This is a genomic window from Longimicrobiaceae bacterium, from assembly GCA_035936415.1.
Taxonomy (GTDB): domain Bacteria; phylum Gemmatimonadota; class Gemmatimonadetes; order Longimicrobiales; family Longimicrobiaceae; genus JAFAYN01.
The window spans coordinates 1-14,388 of record DASYWD010000177.1 but is presented as its reverse complement, the minus strand read 5'-3'; the positions used below and the strand labels follow the sequence as shown (position 1 = coordinate 14,388).

Annotated in this window: 14 protein-coding genes; 11 read left to right on the top strand and 3 right to left on the bottom strand. The window is 73.4% G+C overall.

The features are described 5' to 3' along the window. Positions 1-49: 49 nt before the first annotated feature. Both VGR37_06935 and VGR37_06930 read right to left on the bottom strand, forming a co-directional pair. Positions 50-244 (bottom strand): hypothetical protein, encoded by a 195-nt coding sequence (locus VGR37_06935; GenBank protein ID HEV2147119.1) that lies wholly within the window; start codon positions 242-244, stop codon positions 50-52. 166 nt (positions 245-410) lie between these two features. After that, positions 411-743: an HIRAN domain-containing protein gene (locus VGR37_06930; protein HEV2147118.1), complete on the bottom strand. Its 333-nt coding sequence runs from the start codon at positions 741-743 to the stop codon at positions 411-413. A 155-nt stretch (positions 744-898) separates the two neighbouring features. Between VGR37_06930 and VGR37_06925 the strand changes: the two genes are divergently transcribed. The 11 genes from VGR37_06925 (at position 899) to VGR37_06875 (ending at position 13,984) form a co-directional block, all read left to right on the top strand. Then, the gene (locus VGR37_06925; GenBank protein ID HEV2147117.1) at positions 899-2,047 is read left to right on the top strand and encodes a cysteine desulfurase family protein; all 1,149 of its coding nucleotides are present in this window, start codon (positions 899-901) and stop codon (positions 2,045-2,047) included. Between the two features lie 29 nt (positions 2,048-2,076). After that, the gene (gene mnmA, locus VGR37_06920) at positions 2,077-3,156 is read left to right on the top strand and encodes a tRNA 2-thiouridine(34) synthase MnmA (protein ID HEV2147116.1); all 1,080 of its coding nucleotides are present in this window, start codon (positions 2,077-2,079) and stop codon (positions 3,154-3,156) included. Between the two features lie 369 nt (positions 3,157-3,525). Then, a complete protein-coding gene (locus VGR37_06915) occupies positions 3,526-5,085 on the top strand; it encodes a response regulator (protein ID HEV2147115.1) in 1,560 nt (519 codons plus the stop codon). Next, positions 5,082-6,959, top strand: coding sequence for an ABC transporter ATP-binding protein (locus VGR37_06910; GenBank protein ID HEV2147114.1), 1,878 nt, complete (start codon positions 5,082-5,084; stop codon positions 6,957-6,959). The genes VGR37_06915 and VGR37_06910 overlap by 4 nt, the downstream gene beginning before the upstream one ends. 50 nt (positions 6,960-7,009) lie before the next feature. Next, positions 7,010-8,146 (top strand): DegT/DnrJ/EryC1/StrS family aminotransferase, encoded by a 1,137-nt coding sequence (locus VGR37_06905; protein HEV2147113.1) that lies wholly within the window; start codon positions 7,010-7,012, stop codon positions 8,144-8,146. A gap of 26 nt (positions 8,147-8,172) precedes the next feature. Beyond that, positions 8,173-9,264 (top strand): glycosyltransferase, encoded by a 1,092-nt coding sequence (locus tag VGR37_06900; protein HEV2147112.1) that lies wholly within the window; start codon positions 8,173-8,175, stop codon positions 9,262-9,264. Continuing rightward, on the top strand, positions 9,257-10,303 hold the full coding sequence (locus tag VGR37_06895) for a glycosyltransferase family 9 protein (GenBank protein HEV2147111.1): 1,047 nt from the start codon (positions 9,257-9,259) through the stop codon (positions 10,301-10,303). Before VGR37_06900 ends, VGR37_06895 begins: the two co-directional genes overlap by 8 nt. 65 nt (positions 10,304-10,368) lie before the next feature. Continuing rightward, positions 10,369-11,433: a dTDP-glucose 4,6-dehydratase gene (gene rfbB / locus VGR37_06890; GenBank protein ID HEV2147110.1), complete on the top strand. Its 1,065-nt coding sequence runs from the start codon at positions 10,369-10,371 to the stop codon at positions 11,431-11,433. After that, positions 11,430-12,419 carry a hypothetical protein gene (locus tag VGR37_06885; GenBank protein HEV2147109.1) on the top strand — a complete coding sequence of 330 codons (990 nt, stop codon included), beginning with the start codon at positions 11,430-11,432 and terminating at the stop codon, positions 12,417-12,419. The genes rfbB and VGR37_06885 overlap by 4 nt, the downstream gene beginning before the upstream one ends. Before the next feature lie 6 nt (positions 12,420-12,425). Then, positions 12,426-13,181: a glycosyltransferase family 2 protein gene (locus tag VGR37_06880; GenBank protein HEV2147108.1), complete on the top strand. Its 756-nt coding sequence runs from the start codon at positions 12,426-12,428 to the stop codon at positions 13,179-13,181. Positions 13,182-13,198: 17 nt separating this feature from the next. Beyond that, positions 13,199-13,984: a DUF3108 domain-containing protein gene (locus VGR37_06875; GenBank protein ID HEV2147107.1), complete on the top strand. Its 786-nt coding sequence runs from the start codon at positions 13,199-13,201 to the stop codon at positions 13,982-13,984. Here the strand turns inward: VGR37_06875 and VGR37_06870 are convergent. Beyond that, a partial coding sequence (locus VGR37_06870) for an alpha/beta hydrolase (GenBank protein ID HEV2147106.1) occupies positions 13,969-14,388 on the bottom strand: 420 nt, incomplete at its 5' end. The genes VGR37_06875 and VGR37_06870 overlap by 16 nt on opposite strands.

The following is a 14,388-nucleotide window of genomic DNA, read 5'->3' as shown; positions in this document are numbered from 1 at the left end:
CCGTCCGGCGCTCCCATCGCTTCAGGCTTTCCGCCGCTCCAGGTGGTCCTCAGCGCTCCGCCTCGTCCTCCCGCACCTCCGAGGGCGGGCGGCGGCCCGCGTTCTGCCGCACCTGTACCGCTCCGGGGGTGTTCTCGTTCTCGACGCTCCGCTCCCGCGCTTCCTCGGCGCTCAGCCGCCGGTCGTCCCTCGGGACGACGGGCTCGCCCGTCTGACGATGGCGCTCGTTCGAACGTGGCTCCACGTGATCCTCCTCGATGGGGTTTCCACAGGGAGGGAGCAATCTCGCAATTCACGTTCCCAGGGCGGCTTGCGGGACGGCGGATCCGGTGCGCCGCGGCGGCGGGCGCGGGCGGGATCCTTTCGCCGCGCGAGGGCGGCGCCTAGGATATCCCGCCGGGAGCAGGCGGTCATGCCTCGCGGCAGCGCACCTCGATCAGCAGCCTCTTCCAGCTGGGGACCTCCGCCCCCTTCACCCGCACCGCCACGGCGGAGGCGGCCCCGCCCCGCAGCAGCCAGGGCGCGAGCCAGGCGTTGATCTCCGGGGGCAGGTGGCCGATGGGGTCGCCCTCCGTCAGGTGGACCCACACCGCGGGATCCTCCTCGTCCGGCGGGTCCGGGATCAGGATGAGCCGGTCGCCGGGCTCCAGCGCTTCCAGGTGCGCGGCGCGCTCGCCGAAGACCGTGCCGTGGACGGTGGTGCGGAAGGTCTGCGGGCGGTGGTCGGGGAGAGGCGGGATCATCGCTGCTCTCTCTGGCGGAGAAGTTCGCGCGGCCGGCAACCGAATGTAACAGGGGGGTGTGCGCCCCTCAAGAAAGCCGGCCGGGCGCGGAGCCCGGAAACCAATTGTCCGCTGGCGGTTATCAAGACTGCCGGCTTCCCCGAGGCGAGACCCTGATGCAGCCCATCTACCTGGACCACGCGGCCACCTCCCCGCTGCGGAGAGAGGTTCGCGAAGCGATGCTCCCCTACATGGAGGAGCGCTTCGGGAACCCGTCCAGCCTGCACCGCTGGGGGCGGGAGGCGCGCGCGGCGCTGGAGGACGCGCGCGCCCGGCTGGCGGCGGTGCTGGGGGCCGCGCCGCTGGAGGTGGTGTTCACCCGTGGGGGGACCGAGGCCGACAACCTGGCCGTGCTGGGGCGGGCGCACTTCGCCCCGAGACAGCCGGTGGTCTGCTCGGCCATCGAGCACAAGGCGGTGCTCGCCGCCGCGAAGGCCACCACGCGCATCGCGGGCTCCAGCTTCCACGTGGTCCCGGTGGACGCGAACGGCGTCGTGCGCGAGGAGGAGCTCCACGCGCTGCTGGAGCCGAAGCCGGCGGTGGTGTCGGTGATGTGGGCCAACAACGAGGTGGGCGCCGTCCAGCCGGTCCCCCGGATCGCGGAGCGGTGCCGGGAGGCGGGGGTGGTCTTCCACACCGACGCCGTGCAGGCCTTCGGGAAGCTCCCGGTGCGGATGGACCAGGTCCCCGCGGCGCTGCTCTCGCTCAGCGCGCACAAGGTGGGCGGCCCTCGGGGCGTCGGCGCGCTCTTCGTGCGCAGGGGGACGCGCCTCCACCCGCTGGTGTACGGCGGGAACCAGGAGCGCGGGCTGCGCCCCGGGACGGAGGACGTGGCCGGTGCGGTGGGGATGGCCCTGGCGGCGGAGCTGGCGGTGCGCGACCGCGAGGCGGAGATGGCGCGCCTCGGCGCGCTGCGGGACCGGCTGGAGGCGGGGCTCCGGGCGGCGATCCCGGAGCTGGTGGTGAACGCCGCGGGCGCGGAGCGCCTCCCGACGGTGCTCAACGTGTGCATCCAGGGGGTGGACGGCGGCGCGCTCGTCCCCGCGCTGGACCTGGAAGGGATCGCCGCCTCGGGCGGGTCGGCGTGCTCCAGCGGCGCCGCCGCGCCCTCGCACGTGCTCACCGCCATGGGGCTGGACGAGCACGCGGCCTCACCCTCGCTGCGGTTCTCGCTGGGGAAGGAGACCACGGCGGAGGAGATCGACCGCGTGCTCGAGGTCGTCCCGGTGGTCGTGGCGCGGCTCCGGTCCTTTGCGCCGATCTGAAAAAGAAGTCACTCACGCACTCTAGTTCCATGAAGCGCAGGGTACTGGTCGCCATGTCGGGCGGGGTCGATTCCTCCGTGGCCGCGGCGCTCCTGGTGGAGGAGGGGCACGAGGTGGTCGGCGTCACCATGAAGACCTTCTGCTACTCGGACGACGTCGAGGGCACGGGGAAGACGTGCTGCGGCCTGGAGGGGATCATGGACGCCCGCCGCGTCGCGGACCGGCTGGGGATCGCGCACTACGTCTTCGACGTGGAGCGCGAGTTCACGCGCGACGTGATCGACGACTTCGTCGCGGAGTACGCCGCGGGGCGCACCCCGAACCCGTGCGTGCGCTGCAACGGGAACACCAAGTTCCGCGACCTGCTGCGCCGCGGCGAGATGCTGGGGTGCGACGCCATCGCCACCGGGCACTACGCCCGGATGGGCACCGACCGGCGGGGGAACGCCGTCCTCCTCCGCGGGGTGGACGAGAAGAAGGACCAGTCGTACTTCCTCTGGGCGCTCCCGCCGGAGCTCCTCCCGAAGCTGATGTTCCCGCTCGGCGAGCTGACCAAGCCGGAGGTGCGGGCCCGGGCGCGCGAGCTGGAGCTGGCGACCGCGGAGAAGCCGGAGAGCATGGAGATCTGCTTCGTCCCCACCGGCAACTACGTGGACGTGCTGGAGCAGCGCCTGGGCGCCGACCACCCGGCCCTCGCCCCCGGGAAGCTGGTCACCCCGGGCGGCGAGACGCTGGGCGAGCACGCCGGCTACGCGCGCTACACCGTGGGCCAGCGGAAGGGGCTCGGCGGCGGGCGCGGCCTCCCGCTCTACGTGATCGGGACCCGCCCGGAGAAGCGCGAGGTGGTGGTGGGCACGGCGGAGCAGCTGCACCGCACCGACGTCCGCATCGGCGAGCTGAACTGGCTCGCGGAGCCGCCCGCCCCCGGCGACGAGCTGCGCGTGCAGATCCGCCACCGCGCGCCGGCCGTGGGCGCGCGCGTCGCGGAGCGCACAGGCGACGTGGTCTCGCTGGAGTTCCACCAGGCCCAGGGCGCCGTGACGCCCGGCCAGTCCGCCGTGATGTTCCGGGACGACGTCGTGCTGGGCGGCGGCCGGATCACGGCCTGAGGGACCCCCTCCCCCGGCCCCTCCCCGCAAGGGGGAGGGGAGCACGACAGGGCTCCGGGTGGCGGCTCTCAGGCCGCCGGGTGAGGGCCCCGCGACGGCGCCTCCGCCGGGATGTTCCCGCGGGGCGCCGTTCGCAGTTCAAAGCAGTACCCGTATGATGCTGTACGGAGGGAGACAGCCGGCAGTATCGGCTGGCTCACTCCGGCGAGGGGAGACCCGGGGCTGTTTCCGGGGCTCACCGAGCCCGCGCAGGAGACAAGCCGCCGTTTGGCTTGGCTCCGGAGCGGCCCGCCACGGCAGAACGAAGCCGCCGCGAGACCACCCGTCTCTCGTTGACCGACCTTTGCACCACGGATAGCTTTACCGCCTATGCCTGCTCCCGTGAAGCGCCTCCTCTGGGTGGACGACGAGATCGACCTGCTGCGCCCGCACCTGCTCTTCGTGCAGGGGCGCGGCTACCACGTGGACGCCGTCTCCAACGGCGACGACGCGCTGGAGCTGATGCGCATCTCCACGTACGACCTGATCCTGCTGGACGAGCAGATGCCCGGCCGCACCGGGATGGAGGTCTTCGACGAGATCCGCCGCGTGGACGCGCGGGTGCCGGTGGTCATGGTCACCAAGAGCGAGGAGGACCGGACCATGACGGAGGCCATCGGGCGGCGGGTGGCCGACTACCTCGTGAAGCCCACCTCGCCCCGGCAGGTCCTCTCGGTGGTGACGCGGCTCCTGGAGGGCCAGGCGCTGCAGCAGCAGTTCGTGGCGCGCGACTTTACCATCCGCTTCCGCGAGCTGAACGCGCAACGCTCGGTGCCCCGCGGCTGGCGCGAGTGGGGCGAGACCTACTCGGAGCTGGTCGACTGGGAGCTGCGCCTCCGCGGCGCGGGGGAGATGGGGCTCCTCTCCTCGCTCGAGACGCTGCTGGACGACTTCCGCCGCGAGTTCTGCCAGTTCGTCGCGGCGAGCTACCCGGCGTGGGTGAACGGCGCGGACGACCGCCCGCCGCTCTCCGTGGACGTGGTGCCGCAGTTCCTGGAGCCGCTGATCGGCGAGGGGCGGACCGCGCTCTTCGTCATCATCGACTGCCTGCGGCTGGACCAGTGGCGCGCCATCCTCCCGCTGCTGACGCCGCACGCGGAGGTGGAGGAGGCGCTCTACTACTCCATCCTCCCGACCGCGACGCCGTTCTCGCGCAACGCCATCTTCTCCGGGTGGTACCCGGACCGGATCGCGGAGACGCATCCGGGGTGGTGGGGGGGCGACACGGAGGGGAGCCTGAACTCCTTCGAGCGCGAGCTGTTCGAGGAGCAGGTCGCGCGGCTGCTGGGCCACTCGCTTCCGGTGCACTACGAGAAGATCTTCGCCTCGGGCGACGGGGAGTCCGCGCTGCGCCGCCTCCCGGGGCACCTTTCACAGCCGGGCGTGACGGCAATGGTCTTCAACTTCGTGGACCTGCTCACGCACGGGCGCTCGGAGTCCACGGTGCTGTGGGAGGTGGCGCGCGACAAGGAGGCGCTGCGGGCGCTCACCCGGCAGTGGTTCGAGCGATCCGAGGCGCTGACCGCCATCCGCGAGGCGCTCCGGCAGGGGGTGCCGGTGCTGGTGACCACGGACCACGGCTCCATCCACTGCCACCGCCCGGCGACGGTGTTCGCCAAGCGCGACACCACGCAGAACCTCCGCTACAAGTTCGGCGACGACCTGCGGGCGGAGGACCCCTCGCTGGCATTCTCCACGGGCGAAGAGAGCACGCTGCGCTTCCCGCCGGGGCGCGCGGCGACCAACTACCTGCTGGCGATGGAGGACGTCTTCTTCGTCTACCCGACCAAGCTGCGGCAGTACCAGGCGCGGTACCGCGGGAGCTTCCTGCACGGCGGCATCAGCCCCGAGGAGATGGTCCTCCCCGTCGCGCTGCTGACCCCCCGATGAAGCTGTACCTGCGGATCCTGGGCTACCTCCGCCCCCACTGGGGGCTGTTCGCGCTTTCCGCGGCGGCGATGACGCTGCACGCGGTGCTGGACGCGCTCAGCCTGACGCTCCTCGCGCCCTTCCTCCGCGTGCTCTTCGGCGGGGAGGAGGCGCTCTCCGGGGCGGCGGGCCTCTTCGGCGGCGCGGACGGGGGCGGCGCGATCCAGCGGGTGATGGAGTGGGCGCTCGGCGGCGTGGTGAGCCAGAGCTCGCCCATGGCGGCGCTCCGGGACGTGGTGCTCTTCATGTTCGGGGTGCTGCTGCTCAAGAACGCGGCGCTGTACGTCCAGGGGTACACCTCGACGCTGGTGGAGGCGCTGGTCACGCGGGACCTCCGCGACGCCATCTACACCCACCTGCTGCGCCTGGGCTTCCCCTTCTTCCAGCGCACCAAGGCCGGGCAGATCATCTCGCGCGTCACCAACGACGTGGACCAGATGCGGTCGCTGGTCACCAACAACCTGACCAAGCTCCTGTCGTCGGTCATCCAGGCGGCGGTCCTCCTGGTGACGCTCTTCCTCCTTTCCTGGAAGCTGACCCTGGTGGCGCTGCTGGCGCTCCCGCCCATGCTCCTGCTCTGGGCGCGCTTCCGCAGCCGGCTCCGGCGCGGGGTCCTGCGGGTCCTGGACGCGGTGGGCGAGGTGTCGGTGCAGATCCAGGAGACGGTGTCGGGGATCCGCCTGGTCAAGGCGAGCGGGGCGGAGGGGTGGGAGGCGCGCCGCTTCCGGGCGCTCACCCACCGGCACTACAAGGCGCTGTCGCGGAACGACCGCTGGCGGAAGTTCTTCCCGCCCGCCACCGAGATGATCACGGCCACGGCGATCCTGGCGCTGGTCTGGTACGGCAGCTACCTGGTGCTCGCCGAGCGGTCCATGGCGCCGGACCACTTCCTCACCGCGCTGCTGGTCGCGGGGCGGCTCATGACGCCGGTCAAGGCGGTGGCCCAGTACCCGTCGCTGGTGCAGCCGGGGCTCGCCGCCGCGGAGCGGGCCTTCGAGCTGCTGGACACCCCGCCCGAGGTGACGGACCGCGCCGGCGCCCTCCCCGTGACCGGGTTCCGCGAGGCGATCCGCTTCGAGGGGGTGGACTTCGAGTACGCGCCGGGCGTTCCCGTGCTGCGGGAGATCGACCTGGAGATCCGGCCGGGAGAGGTGGTGGCGGTGGTGGGGGCGAGCGGGGCGGGGAAGAGCACCCTCTCGGACCTGGTCCCGCGCTTCCACGACCCCACGCGCGGGCGGATCACCCTGGACGGAGTCGACCTGCGCGACCTCCGGGTGGCGGAGCTGCGCGCGCTGCTGGGGATCGTGACGCAGGAGACCATCCTCTTCCACGACACCGTGCGCGCCAACATCGCCTACGGCGTGGAGAACGCGCCGCAGGAGCGGATCGAGGCCGCGGCCCGCGCGGCCAACGCGCACGAGTTCATCGCGGAGCTCCCGCAGGGGTACGACACGGTGCTCGGGGAGAAGGGGACCCGGCTCTCGGGGGGGCAGCGGCAGCGGATCGCCATCGCGCGGGCGCTCTTCCGTAACCCGCCGCTGCTCATCCTGGACGAGGCGACCAGCGCCCTGGACACCGGGAGCGAGCGGCTCGTGCAGCAGGCCATCGACGAGGTGATGGAGGGGCGGACCGTGCTGGTGATCGCCCACCGGCTCTCCACCGTGCGCCGCGCCGACACCATCGTGGCCATGGAGGGGGGGCGCATCGTGGAGCGCGGCACGCACGAGGAGCTGCTCGCGCTCGGGGGGACCTACCGCCGGCTGCACGACCTGCAGTTCGCGGCCGGCGAGGCGCCGGAGCTTCCGGCCGGCGCCTTCTCCGCGGAGGGCGCCTGAGCCGCGGCGCGCGGCTGTCTTACCGAAGATTTCATTTCCATGCGACATAGATGACGACGATGCAAGTTCCCCTGCTGGACCTGACCGGGCAGTACCGTACCGTGGCGGACGAGGTGCAGCGGGCCCTCCAGGCGGTGATCGAGGAGCAGCGGTTCATCCTGGGCCCCGTGGTGGACCGCTTCGAGGCGGAGGTGGCGGAGCACCTGGGGGTGGAGCACGCGGTGGGGTGCGCCAGCGGGACGGACGCGCTCCTCCTGGGGCTGCGGGCGCTGGGGGTGGAGCGGGGCGACGAGGTGGTGACCACGCCCTTCACCTTCTTCGCCACGGCGGGGGCGATCCACAACGCGGGCGCCCGGCCGGTGTTCGCGGACATCGACCCGGCGACCTTCAACCTGGACCCGGCCGCGGCGGAGGCGGCCCTGGGCGAGCGGACGCGCGCCGTGGTCCCGGTGCACCTCTTCGGCCAGATGGCGGAGATGGAGGCGTTCCGCGCGCTGGGCGACCGGCGCGGGGTGCCGGTGCTGGAGGACGCGGCCCAGGCCATCGGGGCGCGCCGGCTGCTGGAGGACGGGCGGTGGATCACCACCGGGACGCTGGGCGACGCCTGCGCTTTCTCGTTCTTCCCCAGCAAGAACCTGGGCGCCTTCGGGGACGCGGGGATGACCGTGACCGGCGACGCGGCCGTGGCGGAGCGGCTTCGCAGGCTGCGCGTGCACGGCGGGCGCCAGATGTACCACCACGAGGAGGTGGGCTACAACTCGCGCCTGGACGCGCTGCAGGCGGCGGTGCTCTCGGCGAAGCTCCCGTACCTGGTGGGGTGGAGCGAGCGGCGGCGGGAGCACGCCCGGTTCTACGACGAGGCGCTCGCCGGGATCGGGGGGCTCGCCACGCCGACGGTCCTCCCGGGGAACGAGTCCATCTACAACCAGTACACGCTCCGCGTCGGCGACGGGCGCCGCGACGATCTCGCCGCCTTCCTGCGGGAGCGCGGCGTGGGCAGCTCGGTGTACTACCCGGTCCCGCTGCACCTGCAGGAGTGCTTCGCGTACCTGGGCTGCCGCCAGGGCGAGTTCCCGGAGTCCGAGCGCGCCGCCCGCGAGGTGCTCTCGATCCCGGTGTTCCCGGAGCTCACGGAGGCGCAGCGGGAGCACGTGGCAGGCGCCATCCGCGAGTTCTTCGGCGCCTGAGGTGCCGGCGAGGGGGTGAGCGAGGGATGTTCGTCGCAGCGCACAACGCCGCGCACGTCTGGGGCGGCCTGGAGCGCGCCACCTCCCTCCTCCTGGCGGGGCTCGCCCGGCGGGGGCACCGCGTGCTCCTCTTCTGCAACGACGCGCGCGTGGCGGAGGGGGCGCGTGCGCTCGGCGTCCCGGCGGAGGTGCTGGTCCTCGGCGGCGACGCGATGCTCCACCACGCGGCGCGCTTCGCCCGGCGCCTCGGGGAGGATCGACCGGACGCGCTCGTAATCAGCAGCTTCCAGAAGGTCTGGCTCGGCGGGATGGGCGCCCGCCTCGCCGGGGTGCCGCGCGTGGTGGCGCGGATCGGGCTGGAGAACTACACCCCGTACAGCTGGAAGTACCGGCTGGCGTTCGGGCGGTGGGTGGACGCGGTGGTGGTGAACGCCGCCCGGATGCGCCCTCCCTTCCTGGCGCTCCCCGGGTGGTCGGAGGCGCGCGTGGCCACCATCCACAACGGCGTCTGGCCGCGCCCCCGCAGTGCTCCCGGCGGGCTCCGGCGCGAGCTGGGGATCCCGGAAGATGCGCCGGTGGTGGGCGCCATGGCGCGCCTGGCCCGCCAGAAGCGCCTCGACCGGCTGCTGCACGCCCTGGCGCTGCTCCCGCCCGGCGTCCACTGCCTGGTCGCGGGAGAGGGGCCCGAACGGCAGGCCCTGGCGGCGCTCGCCGCGGAGCTGGGGCTCGGCGCGCGCGTGCACTTCCTGGGCTTCCGCGAGGACGTGGGCGACGTCCTGGAGGCGCTCGACCTCCTGCTGGTCACCTCCGACACGGAGGGGCTGAGCAACACCATGCTGGAGGCGCTGGCGGCGGGGGTCCCGGTGGTGAGCACCCCGGTCAGCGGCGCGGACGAGGCGCTGGATCCCCTTCCGGACGGGAGGCGGCCGGGCCTGGTGGTCGGCTTCACGCCGGAGGAGGTCGCCGCCGCGGTGCGGGAGCTCCTGGCCGACCCTGCCCGCCGGGCCGGGATGGGGAGCGCGGCCCGGGAGCGGGCGGAGGAGCGGTTCGGCTTCGAGCGGATGCTCGACCGCTGGGAGGCGGTGCTCGGCGCTCCGGGAGGGGGCGGGGATGCCTGAGCTGATTCATCCGGGCGGCCGGATCTGCGTCGTTCTCCTCACCGGGCTGGGCGACGTGGTCAACGGCCTGCCGCTCGTCAACGCGCTCAAGGACCACGACCCGTCGTGCCACGTCACCTGGGTGGTGGAGCCGATGTCCGCGCCCATCCTCCGGCCGCACCCCTCGGTAGACGACGTGGTGGTCTACCGCAAGAAGCTGGGCGCGCGCGGGGTCTGGGAGCTGGCGATGGAGATGCGCGGCCGGCGGTTCGACCTGACGCTCAACCTGAACGTCTACTTCAAGAGCATCTGGGCCACCGTCCTTTCCCGGGCGCCGCGCCGGGTGAGCTTCGGGAGGGACCGGGCGTTCGACGGGGTGTGGCTGGCGGCGAACCACCGCCTCCCCCCCCGGCCGCGCGCGCACACGGTGGACCTGTTCGGGGAGTTCGCGGAGTACCTGGGGGTGCCCTACGGCGAGCCGGACTGGCGCATCGTCTTCACGCCGGAGGAGCAGCGGGACCAGGCCGCTTTCTTCGCGGAGCAGGACCGTCCGCTCGTCGTCATCCCTCCCGCGTCGGCCATCCACTGGAAGGACTGGGTGCCGGACCGCTGGGCCCGGGTGGTGGATGCGCTGGAGCACGACTTCGGCCTCCGGACGGTGCTGGTCGGCGGTACGGGCGAGCGCGAGACGCGCATCGCCCGGGAGATCACGGAGCAGGCCAGCGCGACGCCGCTCTGGGCGATGGGCGACCCCATCCGCCGCATGGCGTGGATGATCGAGGGCGCCGACCTGGTGATCGCCCCCGACACGGGCCCCCTGCACATGGCGCGCGCGCTGGGCACGCCCGTGATCGGGCTGTACGGCCACACCAGCCCCTGGCGCACCGGGCCGTACCGCCGCTACCACGACCTCTGGGTGGACACGTACACCGACCCCGGCGAGTCCCCGGACCCCTCCAGCTTCGCCTCCAAGCTGGGGCGGATGGAGCGGATCGCCGTGCGGGACGTGCTGGAGCGGGTGGAGCGCGCAGTGGAGCGCTACGGGGTGGGCCGGGGGTAGGCCATCCCTTGGATGCTGGAGCGAGTCCGGGACACGCCCGGACCAGGGTACTCGACGAGATGACCGTGAACGAGACGAGAGCGGGCAGGATCCTGGTGACCGGTGGGATGGGGTTCATCGGGAGCAACTTCGTGCGCCTGCTGCTGGCTGAGCGGCCGCGGTGGGAGGTTTGGAACCTGGACCTCCTCACCTACGCCGCCAACCCGGAGAACCTGGCCGACGTCGCCCCCTCGGCGGAGGCGGAGGGGCGCCATCGCTTCGTCCGCGGCGACGTCGCCGACCCGGAGGCAATGGAGGCGCTGTTCGCGGAACGGCGCTTCGACGCGGTGGCGCACTTCGCGGCGGAGAGCCACGTGGACCGCTCCATCGCCAGCGCGGCGCCCTTCGTCCGCACCAACGTGGTGGGGACGCAGGTCCTCCTGGACGCCGCCCGCGCGCACGGTGCGGGGCGCTTCGTCCACGTCTCCACGGACGAGGTGTACGGCGACCTGGAGCCGGACGAGCCGCCCTTCACGGAGGAGACGCCGATCCGCCCCTCCTCCCCGTACAGCGCGAGCAAGGCCGGCTCCGACCACCTGGCGCTCTCCTACCACCGCACGCACGGGATGGACCTGGTGGTCACGCGCTGCTCCAACAACTACGGGCCGTACCAGTTCCCGGAGAAGCTGGTCCCGCTGATGATCGTCAACGCGCTGGAGGGGCGGCCGCTCCCGGTGTACGGGCGGGGCGACAACGTGCGCGACTGGATCCACGTGGAGGACCACTGCCGGGGGGTGCTGGCGGCGCTGGAGGGCGGGACGGCGGGCCGGGTCTACAACTTCGGTGGGGCGAGCGAGCGGCGGAACCTGGAGGTGGTGCGCGAGATCGCCCGCGCGGTGGGCGCCCCGGAGGAGCTGATCCGCTTCGTCACCGACCGGCCGGGGCACGACCGGCGCTACGCCATCGACTTCGCGCGCGCCCGCGAGGAGCTGGGGTGGACCCCCTCGCGGACGTTCGAGGAGGGGCTGGCGGACACCGTCCGGTGGTACCTGGAGAACCGCGGGTGGTGGCAGCGGGTGCGCGACGGGGCGTACCGCGAGAGCGCCGCGATGATCGCGAGCTGGAGCGGCCCCGGGGCGGGGCAGGAGTGAGCGCCCCGAAGCCGGGCGCGAAGCCGGAGCCGCGCCCCACCCTTTCGCACCGGGTGGAGTACGTCCTGGCGCGCGGGCTTGAAAGGGCGGTCTCCGCGCTGCCGGAGCGGATGGCGGAGGGCCTGGCCGCGGGTGCGGGGCGGCTGGCGGGCGGCCCGCTGGGGATCCGGCGCGGCGTGGTGGAAGCCAACCTCCGCCTCGCCTACCCGGACGCTCCGGACGACTGGATCCGCGACACGGCCGCCGCCGCGTACCGCCACCTGGGGCGGGAGGCCGCCACGATCCTCCGCCTGTCGCGGCTGGACGCGGCGGAGGTGGTGCGGCGCACCGAGACCCGCGGCTGGGAAGAGCTCGAGGCGGCGATGGCGGAGGGGAAGGGCGTGCTCCTGGCGACCGGCCACTTCGGGAACTGGGAGATCGCCGCCGCCGCCGTGGCCGCGCGCGGCGTCCCTATCGCCGCCATCGTCAAGCGGATGGGGAACCGGCTGGTGGACGCGCGGCTGGAGGAGCTGCGCCGCCGGCTGGGGGTGCAGACCATCGAGATGCACCAGGCCCAGCGGCAGGTTCCGCGCGTGCTCCGGCAGGGCGGCGTCGTGGGGATCGTGGGGGACCAGGACGCGCGCCGCTCCGGCGTCTTCGTCCCGTTCTTCGGCCGGCCCGCGTCCACCCACCGCGGCACCGCGCTCTTCGCGCTGCGGCTGGGCGCGCCCGTCTTCGCCTGCACGGCGCGCCGCCTCCCCGGCGACGAGGTCCGCTACGAGGTGGGCGGCGTCCGTGTCCCCGTGCACCCCACCGGCGACCTGGAGGCCGACGTGGCCCGCCTCACCGCCCGGCTCGCCGCGGCGCTGGAGGCGGACGTGCGCTCCGCGCCGGAGCAGTACTTCTGGTTCCACCGGCGCTGGAAGACCCCGCCTCCGCCGGAACCCCCCGCCGCCGAACAGGGTACTGCCACCCCTGGAGACGGCCCCGATCCGACAGCCGGCTGACCGAAATTGATCTACATCTGCATCCCCGCCCTGGACGAGGCGCAGACCGTCGGCGTGCTCCTCTGGAAGCTCCGCCGGGTCATGGCGGAGTTCCCGCGCGACTACGAGGTGCTCGTGCTGGACGACGGCTCCACCGACGCGACCTCGGAGGTGGTGGAGCCGTACGCCCGCGTCCTCCCCGTCGTCCTGCTGCGCAACGAGCGCACGCAGGGGTACGCGGCGGCGCTGGAGCGCCTGGTGCGGGAGGCGGTCGCGCGCTCCACGCACCCCAAGCGCGACATCGTGGTGGTCATGCAGGCCGACTTCACCGAGGCCCCGGAGGACGTCCCCGCGCTGGTGAAGCGGATGGAGGGCGGCGCCGACGTGGTCGGCGGGACCGCCGTGGCGGCGGGGCCGGAGCACGCGCGGGCGCTCCGCTGGTCGCGCAGGGGGCTCCCCCTGCTCCTGGGGCGCGCCGCCTTCCCCCGCGAGATCCGCGACCCGCTCTCCGGCTTCCGCGCCTACCGCGTCTCCGTGCTGAAGCGGGCGCTGGCGGAGCGGAGCGGAGCACCGCTCCTCACCCGGCAGGGGTGGGCCGCCAACGCCGAGCTCCTCCTGGCCGTGGCGCCGCACGCGCGGCGTGCCGAGGGGGCCGAGGTCTCGGTGCGGTACGACCGGCGGGAGCGGGAGAGCCGCTTCCGTCCCTGGAACGCGCTCGGCGAGGTCTGGAACCTGTCGCGGAGGGCGCCCCGCGCCTCCCCGGCCCCGGACCCGGCGAGCTGAAAGAGAGAAGAGGTACCATGCCGTTTCGACTTCCACGTGCCCGTGCGCTCGCCGCGCTCGCGGCCGTTCTCGCCCTGGCGGGGGCGGCGGACGCCCGCGCTCCCGCCGCGCAGCAGGACACGGCCGAGGCGGCGCCCGCGCACCCCTTCGGCCCGGGTGAGCGGGCCGTCTTCCAGGTGAAGCTGGGGGCGGTGGCGGTCGGGACCGGGTCGATGCACGTGATGGGGATCGAGAACGTGCACGGACAGCCCACCTACCACACGCGGCTCCGCCTTTCCGGCGGGATCCCGCTGGCACGGGTGGACGACCGGTTCGACTCCTGGATCGACGTGAAGGGGCTCTTCTCGCGGCGGTTCAAGCAGGACCAGAAGGAGGTCCGGTTCGAGCGGAAGCGCACGTACGAGTTCTACCCGGAGCGGCGGGAGTACCGCAGGCTGGACAACGGCGAGACGGGGAGCATCCCCACCGACCGTCCGCTGGACGACGTCTCGTTCCTCTACTACGCGCGCACCCTGCCGCTGCGGGTGGGCGAGACGTACACGCTGCACCAGTACTTCAAGGCCGACGGCAACCCGGTGATCCTCAAGGTCGTCCGGCGCGACACGGTCCGGGTGCCGGCCGGCACCTTCCCGACCATCGTGATCCGTCCCGTCATCAAGACGGACGGGCTCTTCGGCGAGGGCGGCGAGGCCGAGGTGCACTTCTCCGACGACGCCCGCAGGATCCCGGTGCAGATCCGCAGCAAGGTGCCCCTGATCGGCTCGCTCACGATGAGCCTGCGGGAGTATCAGCCCGGGAAGTGAGCGTCGGCGGGCGGCAGCCCCGCCACGAAGTCCAGCACCGCCCCGTTGAACGCATCCGGCCGCCCGAAGTGCGCCGCGTGCGCCGCCCCCTCGATCCACGCGACCCGCCCCTCGCCCGGGAGCCCCCGGGCCAGCGCCTCCGCGAAGTCGCGCGCCACCACCGGGTCGCGGCGGCCCACCACCACGAGCGAGGGCGCACGGACGCTGGGAACGAGCGGGAGCGGGTCGTGGGCGGTCCCCTGGCGCCAGGTGCGCCACACCCGGAGCGGCCCGGCGCGGAGGTACGCCTGCGCCACCACCGGGACCAGCCTCCAGTCCTCCAGGGGGATGTCCGCCACGAAGCCCGCGGCCTGGCGGAGCAGCCGGTGCCGCCGGGGCGCTCCGGTGGGGGCGAGGAGCACCAG